The organism is Alkalihalobacillus sp. BA299 (assembly GCF_017745675.1).
Lineage (GTDB): Bacteria > Bacillota > Bacilli > Bacillales > Bacillaceae_F > Alkalihalobacterium.
Genome location: NZ_JAFLJM010000010.1, coordinates 95965 through 115271, shown reverse-complemented (window position 1 = coordinate 115271; position 19307 = coordinate 95965). Strand labels below are relative to the sequence as shown.

Below are 19307 nucleotides of genomic sequence, written 5' to 3'. Positions count from 1 at the left end.
GAATGAAAAAAGGAAAAATTGGCGTTCAAATGATGATGCTAAAAGGCAAGGTTGAGGAGTTAGGCGTTTATGAAACGATGAGAAAAATTAAGGAACTTGGCTACCAGGCAGTCGAAGTTTCACAAATACCGATGACTGAGGAAAATGTTGCAGAATTAAGAAGAGCTAGTCAAGATTTTGATATTAAAATTGCTGCCCTATCTGCTCCATTAGAACCAATGTTACCTGATGCACCAGGGGAAACGTTAACAAAGGATTTTGAAAAAATTGCAAGCGATTGCAAAGTGTTAGATTGTAACTTTTTGCGTATGGGCATGATGCCATTACACATCATGGGTGATAAAGATCAAATTATGGAGTTTATTAGTAAAGCTGAAGTTATGGCGGAGAGATTAGCTGACCTTGGAATTGAATTATATTACCATACCCACCATCTTGAATTCCAAAAATTTGATGGTGAATACTTATTAGATTTGATGAAAAATAATACTTCTAAACTAGGTTTTGAATTAGATGTTCACTGGATTCAAAGAGCGGGTGTGAACCCAGTAGAGTTTATTAAAAAATATGCAGGTCGTATTTCTTTATTGCATTTAAAAGATTATCGTATCGGACCAATGGATTTAAGTGAAGTAGATTTTAAGGATATGGGTAAATTCATGCGTATTTTTACAAATACAATTGAGTTTGCAGAAGTTGGTGATGGAAATTTGGATATGAAAGCCATTATTGAAGCTGGCCTTGAGAGTGGGGCACAGTATTTCTTAGTAGAGCAAGATGATGTGTACGGGCGGGACCCATTTGACTGTCTCGAAACATCTGCTGAAAATTTAAGGAAGCTTGGATATGCAGAATGGTTTTAAAAGGCTGATAACTTAGCACAAAAAAAACCTACAGAAGCTTAAGCATACAAAACATTGAAAAGACCGGGCAAATGCTGCCCGGCCTTTACTTTCACTTTAAGAAATTTTAACTTTTTTAGAGGAATAAAGTATAAGAAAAGACATCGATTTTCGCCATCACTGGTGATAAGTCGTGTTTTTCTAATCTGCGTTGTTTTAAAAAGGTTTAAAACTATAAGCTATGAATTCACCAATGTATAGGTTGCGTTACTAAAAATAGAACTTATCTTAAAAAGATTTCTCAGGTAGCGTTAATAATAGTTCTGGAACTTCAAGAAAACGTTGAATGGCAAGAGCACAAGCCCCCATTACACAGGCTTTATTCCCGAGTTCCGATAAAACGATTTCACAATATTGACTTACTGAAGATTTCAAATGACGCTCTATTTTTTTTACGGCATTTGGATAAATTTTTAAGACATCAGAATTTAGAACGAGTGTTTCAGGGTTATAAAAATTGATGACATTATTTAATCCGATGGATATATTTTTAATGAACTCTTCCATTAAGTTGATCGTTTTTTCATCCTCTTCTGTAATTAAACTTTTTAAATCTGCAATTGTTACAGCTGGCTTGTCCAGTGATTCCGCTAATTGTTTAAAGAGAACTGGCTCAGAGGCATAGAGCTCCCAGCAACCATGGTTTCCACATTTACACGGTTTTCCGTCCTGGGAAACGATCATATGGCCCATTTCACCGGCATACCCATGGAAGCCTTTTTGAATTTGACCATCAATCATAATTCCAGCACCAATACCTGATGTTAAAATAATACTCAATAAGTTCTCACTCGTATGGTATTCGTATACTTTTTCAGCATAAGACGATAAATTAGCATTATTTTCAATTGAAATTTCCAAGTCTAATTTTTTCATGAGATCAGCTTTTAACTCTTTGTTATGCCATTGGTATTTAGGAACGAAATAAATATTTTCATTTTTATTAACCGTTCCGTGGATTCCGATCGTACAGCTGACTAATCCATAACGGCTGTCTGCAAATTTCTTTTGGAATTTTTTTATATCTTTAATTAGTAAAGCCACTATTTCGTCATATTGATCTGTCTTAAGTGATACTATTTGGTTATAAACAGGAATACCTTGAAGATTAGAAACCGTATAATGGATGTTTTTATAATCAAGGTCTACCCCAAGAACATAGCCGACTTCACTATTAATAGAGATCATAATTGGACGTCTGCCAACTGCATTATGCTCTTGTTGAGTTTCACGGATTAATTCTTCTTCTAATAAATCAGCAACCTGAACAGATATGGTTGCTTTATTTAATCCTGTAATTTTTGATAGATCAGCTCTTGAAATGAATCTATGCTCAATTATTTTCTCTAAAATAATACTACGATTTATTTTTTTAATGTAAGAACCATCCCCTGTAACCACAGCAAATCCTCCCAAATCTTTTTAATTGTAATAGGTATCTATAGTTGTATTATAACAAATTTTGGCGAAAGAACTTTAATAAGTTTAGTAATATTCCATGATGAAGGAATAATTTCCCTTGTAAGTAGGTGCTACAGGTTAAATGTTACGAATTCGAGACCCACTTAATTAATAGTATTTTTTTCATAAAGTTTGGCTATTTTCGTAAACTTTGTTGCTTTTGGACCGTTTTTTGAAAACCTTCACGCTATGCGTGAAGAGCCAAGCATCCGCTTGGCTTACGGTCCAAAAGCTAAAAGCAACAATCTTTGAGAAAAGAGCCTAAAGTTTAAAAAAAACCTTGTTATTTAAAGCGTTTTCACTTATCATTTAAGTCGTACATTTAGTTTGTTTAACAAACAAATAATTAGAGGTGTTTGGAGAATAGTTACAGCGATGAAAGCGGTTTATTATGTTATTATAATGTTGAGGGGGAATACTGATGGCAACAGTTACAGTAGACAAAGGAGAGAAGTACCACATAGCGAAATTATGGCAAATTGGTTGTTTTGCCTTAAACAATACAGCAACAAATATTTATATGTTTGTTATGTTTTTTGTGTCTTATTATGCGACAGGGGTTGCTGGATTAACAGTTGTAGTCGTTAGTACGATCTTAACATTAATGCGTTTTTTTGATGGGATTACCGACCCTATAATTGGGTTTATCATCGATAAAACGGAATCAAAATTCGGTAAATTTGCTCCTTTAATGCTTTTAGGTAATATAATTTTAGCTGTAACTACTTTTGTTACGTTTACATTTACACACTTGATGCCCGATTCACTCCAATTTCTCTTTTTTATAGTTATTCATGCTATTTATATTATTGGATATACATTCCAAGCAGCTTGTACGAGAGCTGCACAAACGGTTTTAACTAACGATCCGAAACAGCGTCCACTTTTTTCCATTTTTGATGCAACGTATAATGCGATTTTGTTTACCGGTGGGCAAATGTTTATTGCTATGTATCTTGTTTCAAAGCATGGTGGCTTTTCTTTAGGACTATTTACAGAATTAAAATATTATGCAATCGCTCTTAGTGCTATTGGTACAGTTTTAGCTGTAATCGCTATCAAAGGAAAAGACCGAAAAGAGTTTTACGGGTTGGCAGAGCAAAATGTTAAAACGAGTTTCCGTGATTACTGGCCAGTTTTAAAAGGAAACTGTGCTTTGCAAATGTTAATAGTGGCTGCTTCTACAGATAAATTAGCGATGTTACTACCCAGACAAGCTGCTGTTGGTGTTATGTTCTTCGGAATTCTACTAGGGGATTATGCATTAAGTGGTACCGTTGGATTAATTACGTTAGCTCCAATACTTCTAATTACATTATTAGGGATCGGTAAAGCACGAAAAGTCGGTATGAAGCGTGCCTTTGTTATGGGTACTTGGATCGCTTTTATCTTATTTGCTGTAACTGCGGTTTTCTTACTAATGATTGACTCTACAACTATTTCCTTAAACAATATGGGATTAGTGACGATTGTATTTTTAGTATTGTTCAGTTTAGCACAGGGGTTTCAAAGTTTAACTGGAAACATGGTTATTCCGATGATTGCCGATGTATCTGACTATGAAACGTATAGAACGAGTCGTTATGTTCCAGGGATGATTTCTACCATTTTCTCGTTTGTTGATAAGTTTATATCATCACTAGCACCAGCAGTTGTTGGTTTCGCCGTAGCTCTTATCGGATACCAGGATGCATTCCCAGAAGTAGGTGAAGCATTAACGCCTGCATTACTCCTTATGACTTTGTTTTTAATGTTCGGTATTCCAATGTTCGGTTATATTTGTTCACTAATTGCCATGAAATTCTATCCGCTTGATGATCGGAAAATGGAAGAAATTCAAACTGCCATTGCAGAAGTAAAAGAAGCTTCAAAAAAAGAAGCTGTGTAATGAATTAGATAAGTAGAAGGAAGGCTTACAGTGTTATCTAAATTATGGTATAATTCCACATTATATGTATATGTGAAATTATACCTTTTTTCTAATTATAAAAATGTTAGCATCTCGAGAGAAAGTTTTTAAATAAAAGTAGGGATTGATAATTTTAAGTTAAAGGGAGTTAAGTATGAAAGCTAATCCTACAACTACTAAGGAAAGAATAGTAACGGTTGATATTATCCGTGGTATTGCATTAATGGCTATTTTACTTGCCAATATGGTTGCGTTTAAGACACCGGTTTTCCAAGAATCTTCTTTTGTTTTGCAAGGGAATTTATTATTTGAAGGAACACTCAATCAAATAGCAGAAGTTCTATTAAATTTTTTTATTAATGGAAAGTTTTATCCAATGTTTTCGTTATTGTTCGGATTAGGCTTTTATATCTTTTATGAACGGTTGTCTGAAAAAGGATTAAACGGGAAGCGATATTTTATAAGGCGATCTATATTTCTTCTAGTTGTTGGACTTCTTCACTTAACATTTATATGGTCTGGTGATATTTTACATACTTATGCTATAGCAGGATTATTTCTTATTTTATTTATCCAACGAAGCCCAAAAGTCATTTTAATTTGGGCTATAGTCTTATTAATTAGTTCCGCGGTAATGATGTCGATTTTACTAATCAGTTACGGAGCTATTAGTCTATTAGATCCGGAATTTCAAGGTACACAACAACAACTATTTGAACAGGCAATGGTTGTTTTTTCAACAGGAACGTATACTGAGGTATTAGAATTTCGTATATTTAATGAAGTCCTTTATATGATATTCAATCTAGTATTTGCGATACCAAACGTACTTGGCTTGTTTCTCATCGGTCTTTATCTTGGTAAAAAAGGAATGTTTCATAATATTAGCGGCTCAATAGCAAGCTGGAAAAAAGTCCGAATCCATACCTTTTGGAGTGGTGGCTTATTAACATTTCTCTTTGGTTTTTTACTTTATGGAGGTCTTAATACACCATATTGGTTGTCCTATGCTCTGGCTCATACTGTTAATACGGTCGCAGGGCCGTTACTAATGTTATTTTATGTCTCTTCGATTGTCGTAGCTTTACAAAAGAATGACCGTGTCGAGAGGTTTCTTCCAATTGCTTCTTTTGGAAGAATGGCATTAACGAATTATATTGCACAGTCTTTGATTTGTGCCTGTTTATTTTATGGATTTGGTTTTGGGTTGTTTGGAAAGGTAGGGGCTGGAACTGGAATCGGGATTGCGTTTATTATCATTATTTTTCAAATTATAATAAGTCACTATTGGTTAAAAAAATATACACAAGGACCACTAGAAGCGTTATGGAGAAGATGGACTTATTCTAAGTAGTGCTAGTATATCCAATAACTTGTTAACATAAAAAGATGTTTTTTAGAACAAAACAAAGCCGGACTTATTAGTATAGTCCTGGCTTCTTTTCATTTGAAAAGGCCGAGCTAAAAGTCGATCCGCCTCTAAATAAATGTATACCCCAGATGCTAATGCTACTAGCGAAAATAGGTAGTCCATGCTGCGAATTATGAAAAATTTGATTTTTATCCTTAACGAAATACAATAAATGTTATTAGTGGTGGAACAGGTAGTTGTAAAACGAGTTTACTTAATATCATATTTTGAATTATTTTTTATTTTGTAGAAAAAAAGGGCGATAACCTATCTAATATCATCTGCATATACTACATTGAAATATTTACAATAGCATTTTCTGAAAGGGCGTTTTTGTATGTATAGACAGATGAACTATCCTGGTCCATTATCTGTAAATCCACCTTCGTGGATTGAGCAAAAGGCTATAGGGCTAATTGGTCAACCAGTAGGTATTTCATTAAAGAATGGCCAAGGTGTATCTGGTGTTCTTTGTAGTGTACAATCAGGTGAGGTATTTGTAATGCAATATTTATACGCGACTCAATTTGCGACGTTCCATTATAGCTTTAATAATATAAAGGATATTCATGCTTTTCCTTCATGTAATATAGGTTCACTTTATTAACTGAGTTAGGCTTATAGTAACGATTGAAAGCTAAATTTACGAAAACAGTCATTGTTAAAAAAAGGAGCTTCCATATTGTAAAGCTCCTTTTCATCTATAGGCATAAAATATGGTTGGGGAAGCGAGAAGGACAAGATAAGTTTATAATTCTAACTTTTACCTGACGGCTCTTCCAGCAGCGAGCTCAATTTGTCTTTGCATCGACTCCTGAATTTTTCCATCACTATGTCTTTGACTGTTAAGGAAGTGGATACAGAAGTGTCCATTATAATTGTTATCGTGAATGACTTGATCTCCATGAGGCATTGAATGCATAGCAGCTGCCAATTTTCTTCCATCTACCTCTACTATAATAGCACGCGGTGTCCACGAATAGCCCCCTCCCCAAATTTCCTTCATAATTTGGGCATCTCTTGCCATTAGTGGTTCACTATCTGCATGATTTCCTCCCATTGTATGTTTAACTTGAAACTGCTTTCCTGTTTGAAAGTCGGTAATCGTTGCCACTTTTCCTGTAGAAAAAACGTATCTCGCTTCGGTCCACCAATCTAATACTTCTCCATGCTTTGCAGAGACAACAGGCCTAACGGGGACATTATATTGAGGGATTTGTATCACTTGCCCAATTCGTAGTGTACTTTGTGTTGTCATATTATTATGTCTGAGCAGATCATTGTAAGGAACACCGTATTGATTACTTAAGTTCCATATATTATCTCCTGAACGAATCGTGTGTTCAATATAGCTAACGGTAACAGGCTCTGTTGATCCGTCCTGAGCAGGAGCTGTCTGTTTCGGAGTCGTTAAATTTGTATTTACGGTAGGAATGACTAACCTTTGTCCAATTTGCAGGACATCAGTATTTAAATTATTTGCTGTACGAAGAGCATCTACTGTTGTTCCGAATTTTTTAGCGATCACAGATAAACTGTCACCAGAGACCACTGTGTAGACCGAATCGATGATTTGTATTTTAGGTGCAGAAGTTTCATTGTTGGATGGTATCGTTAACGTTTGACCAACACGAATAACATCTGAAGTTAAATTGTTTGTATTTCGTATAGCATCAACCGTTGTTGAAAACCTTTTTGCAATCACAGATAAACTGTCTCCAGATACTACTGTATATTGACTGTTCTGTGCTGTTGGTTGCATATCAGGAGCTAGTTGTGGTGTAGGTTGTACAGTGTCAGTCGATGGTTTCCCACTGATGATTACTGGTATTATTAGGGTTTGCCCTAAGCGGACGTTATCACTTGTTAAGTTGTTTGCTTCTCGTATAGCTGAAACCGCCGTCATGTAATCTTTAGCAAGGACGGATAAATAATCTCCAGTTTTTACAGTATGAATAGCTTTTGGAATAATTAACCTTTGGTTAGGTTGTAACGTATCTGACTTTAAATTATTCCCTCTTTTAATGTTATCTACAGTTGTATTAAATGTTCTAGAAATCATCCAAAGTGTATCACCTTGTGAGACGTGATAATAAATTAATGAATTTTGAGCGGACTGTGTTGTTGGTGTTTGAGCTGACGCCGTTTGTGTGTTTGTTAAAAGAGGAAGCGAGCTAACGAGCATTCCGCCTACCATCACTTTTACCACAGTAACTTTAATTCCAAGATATTTGCCTTTAATTAACTGTAGGGCAGTTCTCCTTAAATTTTCTTTCGAGCGAGGTATTGTTCCTAATTCATTAGCAAATTCGGTCAAGTGATCATCCAGATGTATAACTAACGCGTACTCATCTTGGTCCTTATTAAGTTTGTGCAATTCGTAGCGTTGAATGTTCATGCTGTTCACCCCTAAAAAAGTACATACTTTCTTTAATCTTTAGTTAATACATTTCTTTATATTGTAGGCAAACTAAACCAAAATCATTAATGGAGTGATCATAAAAGGAGTATTTTTAATATTATTAAATTTTTTATTGAATGAGGTGATTCTAAAATGAGCAACATAAAAAAATCTAAGGAGAATAATTTATTTTGGTATTTTATTTTACTTGTATCTTTCTTTCAAAATTAACAATTATTCTTACATAAGCATGAAAGGTTCTAAAAAGTAATGAAAAAAAAGATATACAAGAAGCATACTATCGCTCTACGTATTACAACTTTATATGTTTTAGTAAGTTTTTTGTGGATTCTTGTCACGGATTTGGTGAATGAAGTTTGGTTGGGATCATGGGATTTTTTTGGAATTAATTGGATGCCTGTTGTAAAAGGATGGGCTTTTGTTCTAGTAACAAGTGCTTTTTTTTATCAAATTTTAAAGCAAAATATTAAGTCGATTGAGGAAAGTGAAGAGCGTTATCGCAGGTTGGTGGAAAGATCTCCGGAAACCATCCTCGTACATATTATGGGGAAAATTGTTTATATAAATAATGCTGGAGTTCGTCTTCTTGGAGCAAGGGATTTAAATGGAATTATTGGAAAGCACATTCTAGATTTTATTCCTCAAAAAGATCGTGAAGAAACGAAAAAAAGAATTATTAATGTACAAGAAAGAGTAGAGAGAGAGTTAGTAGAGCAAAAAATTTTATTACCTAATGGACAAACAGTTTTTGTAGAGATCATCGCTTTTAAAACGAATTATCATGGAAAAGAAGCTGTACAAGTTATTGTCAGAGATATTTCCGAGCGAAAGAAAGCTGAAGCGAGTGCACATTATTTAGCTTATTATGATACCATAACGGGGTTAGCGAACCGAAATCTGTTAAATAAACACATAAATAAAATGTTGGCTCAAGCAAAACGAAATAACCAAAAAATGGCTGTTATGTTTTTAGATTTAGATCGATTTAAAATCATTAACGATACACTTGGACACGCGATTGGAGATTCTTTGTTAAAAGAGGTATCCAAAAGGCTAAAAAGGTGTTTACCTGATGATGATATTATTGCTCGCTATGGTGGTGATGAGTTTATCATTTTACGGCAAAATACTACTTATAAAGATGTATCAAATATAGCACAAGGGATTGTGAGAGAACTATCTAGTCCGCTCATGTTAAATGGGAACCAACTTTTTATTTCGCCGAGTATTGGTATTAGCATTTATCCGAATCATGGTGACAGTGTAGATGCACTAATAAAAAATGCGGATATGGCAATGTATATGGCTAAAGAGAACGGTGGGAATAATTACTGCTTTTATGATTCTGCACTTTCTGATAAAAATAAGCAACTAATGAAGATCGAAACGGGCTTGAGAAAAGCATTGGAGAACGATGAATTTCAACTTCTGTATCAGCCTCAAGTAGATTTAGAAACTGGGAAATTAGTAGGGGCAGAAGCTTTAATACGGTGGGAAAGTTCAGAGTATGAAATGATTCCACCAATGGAATTTATACCTGTTGCAGAAAAAATAGGGCTTATAATTCCAATTGGTGAATGGGTGCTTGAAACTGCTTGTAAACAGAATAAAAGATGGCAAGAAGAAGGGTGTCTACCTATACGAATAGCAGTAAATGTTTCCGTACGCCAGCTTCAGCAAAGCAGCTTCATTGAAACTGTGAAATATGTTTTAGAAAAAACTGAACTAGACCCAGCATATCTAGAATTAGAAATCACGGAAAGTGTTGTACAAAATATAGAGGAAGCAGCTTCAATTTTGGATAAATTAAAATCACTGGGAATTCATATATCGTTGGATGACTTTGGAACAGGGTACTCTTCGTTAAGTTATATAAGACATTTACCAATTGATAAGCTAAAAATTGATAAGTCATTTGTTGATGATATCACGGATTATTCGAGTGGTAGAGCGATAGTAAAGACGATCATCGATATGGGGAATAATTTGAACTTCAAAGTAATTGCTGAAGGAATAGAAACCGAACAGCAATTTTCATTTTTAAAACAAAATAACTGTCATTATGGTCAAGGCTATTTTTTTAGTAAACCAGTTTCTGCAGAAGAAATGACAAACGTTATCGTGAATCTAAAAGAAGGTAGTATTAAGAATGAACATACAAAAAATTATGATCTTTCTTAACGACAAAAAGCAGATGAATTGGTTATGAATTCATCTGCTTTTTTTGCTAATGCAATCTGTTGTAGTTAGGAGATTACGCTGTAAAGTTCCCGTCGTAACTTAACATAATTGCTGACTTTACACCCTCTAAGTTTGAAATATGATTAATAAAGCTCATGTCTGTTTCTTTAACGCGTATTTCATAGGTAACTTCATATTCATTCCCTGGCATAACCGACTTTGATTTAAGGGAATGCTTTTTTACATTTCTTGAAATGATATGTTCTAGTGGATTTTCTATTGTATTTTCATTATATTTAACAACTAATAAATAAGGGTTTTCAACCGTATTGAATTATTAACAGCCGTAACCCCACCAGCTGGTAGACCACCAAATATTAGAGGAGAGGTTAAAAAAGTAAATGAAGGGACGGTAGAATTGTTGCTGAGTGGTGGCCCGAATCGTATAGGAATTTACTGATAGAAATAGATAATATTTCCCTGCTACTTTTCTCTTTATAAACAAACACACATTCGCTACAATAAGGATAGAGGTGAATGAGATGTTCGGGAAAAAATCTTTAGGAGACGTTTTAGATCTTTTAAGAACGGATGAAGAACTATCGAAAAATATTACATATTGGCATGAAATTGCTCCAGAGGAGGGATCGTACGTTCCATTTCCCAACCAATTAGATGATCGCATTAAAAGTGCCTTATCTAATCGTGGAATCAAATCGTTATATAGTCATCAAGGCCAAGCGTTTTCAGCGGCTGTTGCTAAGAAAAGTTTTGTTGCCGTTACGCCGACAGCTTCTGGAAAAAGTCTTTGTTATCACTTACCCGTTTTACAGCAAATTCTAGAAAATGAGGAAAGTAGGGCATTGTATCTTTTTCCTACAAAGGCGCTTGCTCAAGATCAAAAAAGTGAAGTGAATGAACTCATTGAAGATATTGGCGTGAATGTGAAATGTTATACGTATGACGGTGATACAGCTCCAAATATTCGCCAAGCGGTGCGGAAAGCGGGGCATATCGTTATTACGAATCCAGATATGTTACACTCTGCTATTTTACCTCATCATACGAAATGGGTTGCATTCTTTGAGAATTTAAAATATATCATTATCGATGAACTACATACTTATCGAGGGGTCTTCGGTAGTCATGTGGCCAATGTCATTCGGCGTTTAAAGCGGATCGCTAATTTTTACGGCAGTGATCCAATGTTTATATGTACGTCTGCGACGATCGCGAATCCGAAAGAATTAGCAGAGAAATTAACAGGAAAGAAGATGGAGTTAATAGATAAAAATGGTGCTCCGCGAGGAAGAAAGCATTTTCTTTTTTACAATCCTCCCATAGTCAATGAGCCATTAAACATTCGCAGGAGTGCCACAGTTGATGTGAATAAACTAGCGAAGACATTTTTAAAAGAAAAAATTCAAACAATCGTATTTGCAAGAAGTCGGGTTCGTGTGGAAGTCATTTTAAGTCATCTCCAAGAGCTTGTAAAAAAGGAGCTCGGTCCCGCTTCAATCCGAGGGTATCGTGGGGGCTATTTACCGAAACAGCGACGTGAAATTGAACAAGGCTTAAGAAAAGGAGATATTATTGGCGTCGTTAGTACGAATGCGCTAGAGTTAGGAGTTGATATTGGTCAGCTTCAAGTATGCATTATGACAGGGTATCCTGGTTCGGTGGCAAGTTCATGGCAGCAAGCGGGGAGGGCGGGACGCAGGCAGGAGGAGTCGCTCATTATTATGGTGGCTAGTTCAACGCCGATGGATCAGTACGTGATTCAACACCCGGAGTACTTTTTCGAACGTAACCCTGAATCAGCTCGGATCAATCCGAACAATTTAATTATTTTAGTGGATCATTTAAAGTGTGCAGCCTATGAACTTCCTTTTAAACAAGGGGAAACCTTTGACGGTGAAGAGATTGAAGAAGTGTTAGAATTTTTAGCTGAAGAGCAAGTTCTTCACCATAAAGGCTCAAAGTGGTACTGGATGAACGATGGTTTCCCTGCACATGGGATTAGCTTACGTTCGGCTTCGCAAGAAAATGTTGTTATCATTGACCAAACGAATATGGGAAATGTAAAAGTAATTGGCGAAATGGATACATTTAGTGCGATGACCTTACTTCATGACGAAGCGATCTACCTTCATCAAGGTGTACAATATCAAGTGGAACTACTGGATTGGGATGAGAAAAAAGCATGGGTTCGGGAAGTTGAGGTCGAGTATTTTACGGATGCTAATCTAGCTGTTGAATTAAAAGTACTCGAAGAAGATCTACAAAAACCAATGAAAAAAGCGAAATTATCATATGGTGACGTGATGGTTAATGCAAAAGCAACCATTTTTAAAAAGATTAAACTATCAACCTTTGAAAACATCGGTTCAGGGCCAATTCATTTACCTGAAGCAGAACTTCATACGAGTGCGATGTGGATGAGTTTTTCAAAAGAAGTGCTTGATGAATTTGGAAAAGAACCACTCGAACAAGCATTGACTGGAATTGCTCATTTATTCCAACATGTTGCGCCAGTGTTTGTCATGTGTGATCGGAATGATTTACATGTCATCCCACAAATCAAAGCTGTTCACTCAGAAGAACCGACGATTTATTTTTATGACCGCTATCCAGGTGGGGTAGGTCTAAGTGAACAAATATACAAGAACTTTCAAGACGTCTTAAAGGAAGTTATGAAAATGGTCAGCAACTGCCCTTGTGAAAGTGGCTGTCCATCCTGTGTAGGAACTGCAAATGAAACAGGTGAAAAAGGTAAAAGTTTAGTAAGTCGACTAATCACTAAATTAGTAAAGGATGATCGACATGTCCATTAAAGGTAAGCTATCACGAATGAAACAACATTTGTCAATTGAAACAAAGCAAGAGGAACAGGTAATAGCACCTGCTAGCAAAGTGATATCAAGTGAAATACCCTTTTATGATAAATGGAAAAACCTTAATGCAAAGGCTCTTCACTTCGAGGAACAATATACGATTCTGCGTGAACAATATTATGATCTAAGCACCTGGCACGGAAAGTATTCCTTTGCAGAAGTGGTCGATATTATTGAGCGGTGGCAAGAAACGAGCCTTAAACACCCGTTGTCAGCCGCTGGTCGCTCACCTGAAGACTTACTGTTTTTTGATACAGAAACAACCGGTTTATCGAGTGGCGCAGGAAGTACGATTTTCTTACTTGGATATAGTCAAGTAAGTCGAGATGGGGTAAAAGTAAGGCAATACTTTCTGCCTGGTCCTGAACATGAGGTTGCCCTTTATTACCACTTTTTAAACGATGTGAAAAACTTAAGTAATCTCGTGACTTATAATGGCAAGGCGTTTGACTGGCCGCAAGTAAAAACGAGGCATACGTTTGTAAGAAATGAAGTTCCGAAACTACCAGCCTTTGGCCATTTTGATTTGCTACACGGGGCTAGGAGGCTGTGGAAGGAAGCGTTACCTTCTTGTAAATTATCAGTTATTGAAGGTGAAATATTAAAGTTTGAACGTGGTGAAGATACACCAGGTTATATGGCCCCAATGTTATACTTTGATTTTTTACATGAACCTGATCCAGGGTATATCAAAGGTATATTAACGCATAATGAGTGGGATGTTTTGTCACTTATCTCGCTATATGTACATATATCTAGATGTTTATTAGAGTATGAAAACAAAGCACTGACGACTAATGAGAAGTTCCAAATTGGAAAATGGCTTGAACTTGTAGGAGAAAAAGAACGGGCGCTTGTTTGCCTCGAGCAATTAGTAAAGGAAGACGCCGCTAACGTGTCGGAAGATGGCTTTTTACTGCTGACGAAATTATATAAACAAGCCGACCGATCAGCTGAGGCGATTTCGCTTTTAGAAAAGGCTTTAAGTTTTCGCTCATTACCTTCAAGTGAAATGGCTACGGAGCTTTCCAAGTTATATGAACATCATGTCAAAGATTATGAAAAAGCTTTGGACTATGCAGTGAATGGGTTGACCTGGATAAAGGAAACGGCGAAGTTAACTGGGAAATCAAAAACAAAACAAACAGCAGAGCTTGTTAAACGAATAGAGCGACTAGAACAGAAAATAATAAAAGCGTCTGACTCTTAAGTATCCCTTTGCACCATATTTTATAAAGATGCTTGGCACCTCCATGGAGTCAGACGCTCCCCCTTTAATCTTCGTCTGGTCTTGGCCCAGCGTCTAGTCCTGAATCACTTACAGTCATCATCGGCTTTACTGTAGTGTCACCTTTAACAAATACTTGACAGGATAAACGGTAATTATCTTTGATGCCTTTAGCTGAAAAGGCGGTTTTTTCAATGTCTGTTAACTCTCCAAACTCTCCATCGACCACTTCGACACGACAGGTCGTGCACTTTGCTTTTCCACCACAACGATGCAGAATATCAATCCCATTGTCCTCTAAAGCTAATACTAGCTTTGTTCCTTCGGTTACATCAAATGTACCATGTCCAGGTACTGTTAATTTTGCCATGATAATTCCTCCTTTTCCATTTATTATATTACCCATATTTCCAAGATACAAAACATTCGTATTTCCCGAGGAAGCGCATAATTAGAGGTGTTTCGTCAATTTTGGCGTCGGGATTGTATGATTTTGACGAAATTTTCTGAATTGTTATAGTGCCTGAAATAGTACTGTTATTACAAAAGTTTGGACAAGCAAATGTAGTAAAACCTAGGCAAACTCGTAATTTATATAGGAAAATAGGTCAAACAACTAGTACATCTCTCATGGTTTTTACATAGGTTAATATTGAATAACAATAAAGGAGGAAAATTAACATGTGGAATAGACCTTGCACAAAAGTAATGCCTGCTGTTGTTCACCCGACAAAATGCAATGTTACTCATCAATGTTGCGAATATATTGTACCTGAAATTCATCCGAGTCACACAACGAATGTTACTCATCATAACTACAAGTATATTCACAGCTTCCCTCATACAGCTTCACAGCAACAACAAATTACGCATCAGCACTTTGTTGCGCCAGCTGGAATGGGACCTGGAATGATGCCAAGCCAAATGGCGCCAGGAATGGCACCAGGAATGCCACCAAACAATCAAATGGCGCCTACGGGAATGGGTCCAAACAACCAAGTATCTCCAGCAGGAATGGGACCGGGAATGGGACCAAACCAAACGTCACCGTATGGAATGGGGCCAATGGGTAACCCTCATCACAAAAAATCTTGTGGTAGATAATAGGGACTAATAAAGGAGAGTAACTATACTCTCCTTTTCAAATAACATAACTTGTATTAGGATATGTTATGAAGCAAAGGGTCATGGTGAAATGAAACTGGAAATGTTAGGAGAATATATGTGGTAAAAGTTTGTGTCGTTTCTGGTTACAAAGCGCAGGAGTTAGGAATTTTTGATCAGAAACATAAAGGGATACATTACATAAAAAAGACGATTGAAAAAAAGCTGCGAAATCTTATTGATGAAGGATTAGAATGGGTTCTTATTAGTGGACAACTAGGTGTTGAACTTTGGACAGGTGAAGTCGTTGCTGAATTAAAGCAAGAATATCCTCAATTGAAGCTGGCAGTAATGACACCTTTTTTACAGCAAGAAAAAAATTGGAGTGATACAAATCAAGAGTACTATCGTCATGTTTTAGGACTTGCTGATTTTGTTGATAGTATTTCCAAACGAGAGTACGAGAGTCCAGCTCAGTTACGAGTGAAAAATCAATATTTGATTGAAAAAAGTGATGGACTCGTCATTTTATATGATGAGTGGAAGGAAGGTTCACCAAATTATTACTTAGAACCTGCATTGAAACGGTTTGACCGAGAGGGATATCCTATTTTTTACATAACCCCCGATGACATCAATTCGACGGTTCAAGAAGAACTGGAAGAGTATTGAAAAAGAAGAAAGTCGAAAAGAACAAATTGACAATTGTTCTTAATTCTGAAAAAATAGTAAAAGTAGTAGTCTACAGTTTAGAACTGGGGTGGATTTTAATATGAGTCAAATTCGTTTTACAGCAAAAGATATTTTAGAGAAAGAATTTAAAACAAGTCTTAAAGGATATAATCAAGATGACGTCGATAAATTTCTAGATGCGATTATCCAAGATTATGAAAAGTTTCATGAAACCGTTGAACGATTAGAGCAAGAAAATCAACAACTACGTCGTGAAGTAAAAAGAGCATCTGAACAAAAACAGAAAGTTCCTACAACGACATCACCTGTTGGTAGTACTAACTATGATATTCTACAACGTCTATCAAACTTGGAAAAAGAAGTATTTGGTAGAAAACTATACGAATAATTGATTGTAGAATGTACGAAAATATAGATAAAATTAAATAACTACGATGAAATAAAGGAGAGACTTTATTGATCGAAGTATATATTGATGGTGCAAGTGCTGGAAATCCGGGTCCTTCTGGTGCGGGAGTTTATATTAACTATAAAGATGGCAATGAAGATCGCTATGCTATTCCACTTGGTGAATTAACAAATCATGAAGCAGAATATATGGCTCTTATAAAAGCACTAGAACTCTGTAAAAGTAAAGGGCTGACGGCCGTTTCATTTCGAACGGATTCGCAACTGATTGATCAAGCAGTCGAAAAGCGTTATGTCAAAAAAGAAAAATATCAAAAGTTGTTAGATGAAGCATTATCGTACATTGATGAATTCGATTTATTCTTTATGAAATGGATTCCGAGTAACAAAAATAAAAATGCCGATGAACTGTCTAGACAAGCAGTAAGGAAAAATTAGCATCATTTTCAAAGTAGTACCAGTTGACCTTAGAGTGTGTCTCGTACTATAATAATACTTGTCGTTAAGACAGAACAGCTTTTAGCGTTCAGGTAATTGCTATATCACTTGATGATATAGAGGAAAGTCCATGCTCGCACGACCTGAGATGGTCGTAGTGTTCGTGCCTAGCGAAGTCATAAGCTAGGGTAGTCTGGTCTTGACTGGGCTAACGGCGAGGTAAGCACCTACGTCCTTATGGATATGGTGTGATGCTTCTGAAAGTGCCACAGTGACGTAGTCCGCTTGGAAACAAGTGGAGTGGAACGGGTAAACCCCTCGAGCGAGAAACCCAAACAATGGTAGGGGCACCCTCTTGAAGGAATTCAACGGAGAGAGGGACAGGTGAGACTTCACCTGTAGATAGATGATTACCCCCTGAGTACGAGGTTCATCACCGTCTGCAGTACAACGGGACAAAACATGGCTTATCGAACGCTAAATAGATGACTGTTAAGCCCACAGTATAAGGGCTTTTTTATTTGCTCTTTTTTATTGGAAAATATTAGAGAAATATCCTTATTTGTGATTTAGAGTGAACATGTCTATAATGGGGAAAGAATAGAATGTAGGTGATTTGAATGGATAAAGTAACATTAATCGCAACGGCTACAATGGGCCTTGAAGCACTTGTTGCTAAAGAAGTAAAAGATTTAGGATATAAGGATGTAACTGTTGAAAATGGACGAATTATATATACAGCCGATCCGATGGCGATTTGCCGCTCGAATCTATGGCTAAGAACTGCTGATCGGATCAAGGTAAAAGTAGGAGAATTTAAAGCACTTAGCTTTGAAGAGTTATTTGAAAAAACAAAAGCACTTCCATGGGCGAATTTTATACCTATCAATGCAGAATTTCCTGTCATTGGGAAATCTGTGAAGTCAAAGCTTTTTAGTGTTTCTGACTGTCAAGGAATCGTAAAAAAAGCCGTCGTAGAAAGCTTAAAGAAAAAGTATCGTACTGATTGGTTTAAGGAAGATGGACCGCTTTACCGCATTGAAGTTGCCCTACATAAGGATGTCGCAACGTTAACAATCGATGCAAGTGGAGACGGCTTACATAAAAGGGGTTATCGATACCGTTCAAATCAAGCTCCATTAAAAGAAACGTTAGCATCAGCTCTTATTATGTTGACCAATTGGAGACCAGACAAACCTTTGATGGATCCGTTTTGTGGTTCAGGTACTTTACCGATTGAAGCAGCGATGATCGGACAAAATATTGCTCCTGGGTTTATGAGGGAATTTGCTTCAGAACAATGGGGGTGGATCGGGAAAGAAAAGTGGGATCAAGCGAGAATGGAAGTTGAGGATTTAGCAAAATATGATCAGGAGTTAGATATTCTTGGTACCGATATTGACCATCGTATGATTGAGTTATCCGAACATAATGCAGTTGAGGCTGGGTTTACGGATATTATTCGCTTTAAGCAAATGCAAGTGACTGACTTAAGAGCAAAACGAGAATATGGCTGCTTAATTGCGAATCCACCATACGGCGAGCGCCTTGGCGAGAAAGAACAAGTTGCTCAGTTGTATAAAGAAATGGGTAAAATCTTTCAAGAGCATATTCCAACGTGGTCGATTTACGTACTTACATCCAATGAACAATTTGAAGAGCTGTATGGTAAAAAGGCGACCAAAAAACGGAAGCTTTACAATGGTAAAATTCGAACCGATCTCTATCAATATTGGGGACCTAGGCCTCCAAAACCAGTAGACGTACAAAAAAAATGATGGTTATAAAAACAAAGCCACAACGCTTAGTAACGGAGAGATTGTGGCTTTTTTGTTTGAACTCTATTCTAACAGTTAGTTGCTATTCGTTTTTTGATCTATACAGATGAGTTTAATTAACCATAATGATATTATGTTAACTTATTGTGAATATTTTCTTTTTTAAAGGCATATAATAGCACTATATGAACGAAAGGTGGAATATTGTATGTCAGAGCCGTATAACGATTTAAAGCAAGTAGAGATGGCAATCAAAGCAGCAGAACGTATGGTAGGACAAGCAACGATGAGTATGGACCCAGACCAACTGCAAGCGGCAACAGATGCAGTACAACAAGCAAAAAAGAAATACTATTCTGCGGCTTCACATCAAACAGGAGTGGACGAGCGTTTTTTTGAAATTTCATCTGAGTTGATTGAACGTATTGACCATCAATTAGAAGAAGCAAAGAAATAAGGAGCAATTTATCGAGTCCTT

The 19307-nt window shown here is 36.4% G+C and carries 16 protein-coding genes and 1 other RNA gene; 14 read left to right on the top strand and 3 right to left on the bottom strand.

Going from position 1 to position 19307, the window contains the following annotated elements; genetic code table 11:
• The first annotated feature begins 2 nt into the window (after positions 1-2).
• Positions 3-863, top strand: coding sequence for a sugar phosphate isomerase/epimerase family protein (locus J0N78_RS14415; protein WP_209123809.1), 861 nt, complete (start codon positions 3-5; stop codon positions 861-863).
• A gap of 267 nt (positions 864-1130) precedes the next feature.
• On the opposite strand, the gene J0N78_RS14410 is transcribed toward J0N78_RS14415, so the two are convergent.
• Positions 1131-2303, bottom strand: coding sequence for an ROK family transcriptional regulator (locus J0N78_RS14410; protein ID WP_209123808.1), 1173 nt, complete (start codon positions 2301-2303; stop codon positions 1131-1133).
• A gap of 481 nt (positions 2304-2784) precedes the next feature.
• Between J0N78_RS14410 and J0N78_RS14405 the strand changes: the two genes are divergently transcribed.
• The 3 genes from J0N78_RS14405 (at position 2785) to J0N78_RS14395 (ending at position 6290) form a co-directional block, all read left to right on the top strand.
• The gene (locus J0N78_RS14405) at positions 2785-4251 is read left to right on the top strand and encodes an MFS transporter (protein ID WP_209123807.1); all 1467 of its coding nucleotides are present in this window, start codon (positions 2785-2787) and stop codon (positions 4249-4251) included.
• 175 nt (positions 4252-4426) lie between these two features.
• Positions 4427-5626 (top strand): DUF418 domain-containing protein, encoded by a 1200-nt coding sequence (locus J0N78_RS14400; protein WP_209123806.1) that lies wholly within the window; start codon positions 4427-4429, stop codon positions 5624-5626.
• Positions 5627-6020: 394 nt separating this feature from the next.
• Positions 6021-6290 (top strand): hypothetical protein, encoded by a 270-nt coding sequence (locus tag J0N78_RS14395; RefSeq protein WP_307794944.1) that lies wholly within the window; start codon positions 6021-6023, stop codon positions 6288-6290.
• Positions 6291-6446: 156 nt separating this feature from the next.
• Here the strand turns inward: J0N78_RS14395 and J0N78_RS14390 are convergent, their stop codons facing one another.
• Entirely contained in the window at positions 6447-8081 is a 1635-nt protein-coding gene (locus J0N78_RS14390; RefSeq protein WP_209123805.1) for a LysM peptidoglycan-binding domain-containing protein, read from the bottom strand.
• 417 nt (positions 8082-8498) lie between these two features.
• On the opposite strand from J0N78_RS14390, the gene J0N78_RS14385 reads away from it, so the two are divergent.
• The 3 genes from J0N78_RS14385 (at position 8499) to J0N78_RS14375 (ending at position 14390) form a co-directional block, all read left to right on the top strand.
• Complete coding sequence (locus tag J0N78_RS14385; protein WP_209123804.1) at positions 8499-10286, top strand: putative bifunctional diguanylate cyclase/phosphodiesterase; 1788 nt, start codon at positions 8499-8501, stop codon at positions 10284-10286.
• Between the two features lie 542 nt (positions 10287-10828).
• Positions 10829-13120, top strand: a complete 2292-nt coding sequence (locus J0N78_RS14380; RefSeq protein WP_209123803.1) for a DEAD/DEAH box helicase — start codon at positions 10829-10831, stop codon at positions 13118-13120.
• On the top strand, positions 13110-14390 hold the full coding sequence (locus J0N78_RS14375) for a ribonuclease H-like domain-containing protein (RefSeq protein WP_209123802.1): 1281 nt from the start codon (positions 13110-13112) through the stop codon (positions 14388-14390). The genes J0N78_RS14380 and J0N78_RS14375 overlap by 11 nt, the downstream gene beginning before the upstream one ends.
• Before the next feature lie 64 nt (positions 14391-14454).
• Here J0N78_RS14375 and J0N78_RS14370 read toward each other — a convergent pair whose 3' ends face one another.
• Entirely contained in the window at positions 14455-14778 is a 324-nt protein-coding gene (locus tag J0N78_RS14370; RefSeq protein WP_209123801.1) for a 2Fe-2S iron-sulfur cluster-binding protein, read from the bottom strand.
• A 311-nt stretch (positions 14779-15089) separates the two neighbouring features.
• On the opposite strand from J0N78_RS14370, the gene J0N78_RS14365 reads away from it, so the two are divergent.
• The 7 genes from J0N78_RS14365 (at position 15090) to J0N78_RS14335 (ending at position 19286) form a co-directional block, all read left to right on the top strand.
• On the top strand, positions 15090-15512 hold the full coding sequence (locus J0N78_RS14365; protein WP_209123800.1) for a spore coat protein: 423 nt from the start codon (positions 15090-15092) through the stop codon (positions 15510-15512).
• Positions 15513-15632: 120 nt separating this feature from the next.
• The gene (locus J0N78_RS14360; protein ID WP_307794943.1) at positions 15633-16184 is read left to right on the top strand and encodes an SLOG family protein; all 552 of its coding nucleotides are present in this window, start codon (positions 15633-15635) and stop codon (positions 16182-16184) included.
• A gap of 100 nt (positions 16185-16284) precedes the next feature.
• Complete coding sequence (gene gpsB / locus J0N78_RS14355) at positions 16285-16593, top strand: cell division regulator GpsB (RefSeq protein ID WP_209123799.1); 309 nt, start codon at positions 16285-16287, stop codon at positions 16591-16593.
• Positions 16594-16661: 68 nt separating this feature from the next.
• The gene (locus J0N78_RS14350; RefSeq protein ID WP_209123798.1) at positions 16662-17051 is read left to right on the top strand and encodes a reverse transcriptase-like protein; all 390 of its coding nucleotides are present in this window, start codon (positions 16662-16664) and stop codon (positions 17049-17051) included.
• Between the two features lie 84 nt (positions 17052-17135).
• Positions 17136-17526, top strand: an RNA gene (rnpB, locus tag J0N78_RS14345) — RNase P RNA component class B.
• A gap of 145 nt (positions 17527-17671) precedes the next feature.
• Positions 17672-18829, top strand: coding sequence for a THUMP domain-containing class I SAM-dependent RNA methyltransferase (locus J0N78_RS14340; RefSeq protein ID WP_209123797.1), 1158 nt, complete (start codon positions 17672-17674; stop codon positions 18827-18829).
• A 208-nt stretch (positions 18830-19037) separates the two neighbouring features.
• Positions 19038-19286 (top strand): DUF2564 family protein, encoded by a 249-nt coding sequence (locus J0N78_RS14335; protein WP_209123796.1) that lies wholly within the window; start codon positions 19038-19040, stop codon positions 19284-19286.
• Positions 19287-19307 lie beyond the last annotated feature (21 nt).

Coding starts and splice junctions, on each gene's coding strand:
- J0N78_RS14380 (WP_209123803.1), top strand. CDS start 10,829: ATGTTCGGGAAAAAATCTTTAGGAGACGTTTTAGATCTTTTAAGAACG.
- J0N78_RS14335 (WP_209123796.1), top strand. CDS start 19,038: ATGTCAGAGCCGTATAACGATTTAAAGCAAGTAGAGATGGCAATCAAA.
- J0N78_RS14375 (WP_209123802.1), top strand. CDS start 13,110: ATGTCCATTAAAGGTAAGCTATCACGAATGAAACAACATTTGTCAATT.
- gpsB (WP_209123799.1), top strand. CDS start 16,285: ATGAGTCAAATTCGTTTTACAGCAAAAGATATTTTAGAGAAAGAATTT.
- J0N78_RS14415 (WP_209123809.1), top strand. CDS start 3: ATGAAAAAAGGAAAAATTGGCGTTCAAATGATGATGCTAAAAGGCAAG.
- J0N78_RS14340 (WP_209123797.1), top strand. CDS start 17,672: ATGGATAAAGTAACATTAATCGCAACGGCTACAATGGGCCTTGAAGCA.
- J0N78_RS14390 (WP_209123805.1), bottom strand. CDS start 8,081: ATGAACATTCAACGCTACGAATTGCACAAACTTAATAAGGACCAAGAT.
- J0N78_RS14370 (WP_209123801.1), bottom strand. CDS start 14,778: ATGGCAAAATTAACAGTACCTGGACATGGTACATTTGATGTAACCGAA.
- J0N78_RS14365 (WP_209123800.1), top strand. CDS start 15,090: ATGTGGAATAGACCTTGCACAAAAGTAATGCCTGCTGTTGTTCACCCG.
- J0N78_RS14385 (WP_209123804.1), top strand. CDS start 8,499: ATGCCTGTTGTAAAAGGATGGGCTTTTGTTCTAGTAACAAGTGCTTTT.
- J0N78_RS14400 (WP_209123806.1), top strand. CDS start 4,427: ATGAAAGCTAATCCTACAACTACTAAGGAAAGAATAGTAACGGTTGAT.
- J0N78_RS14405 (WP_209123807.1), top strand. CDS start 2,785: ATGGCAACAGTTACAGTAGACAAAGGAGAGAAGTACCACATAGCGAAA.
- J0N78_RS14395 (WP_307794944.1), top strand. CDS start 6,021: ATGTATAGACAGATGAACTATCCTGGTCCATTATCTGTAAATCCACCT.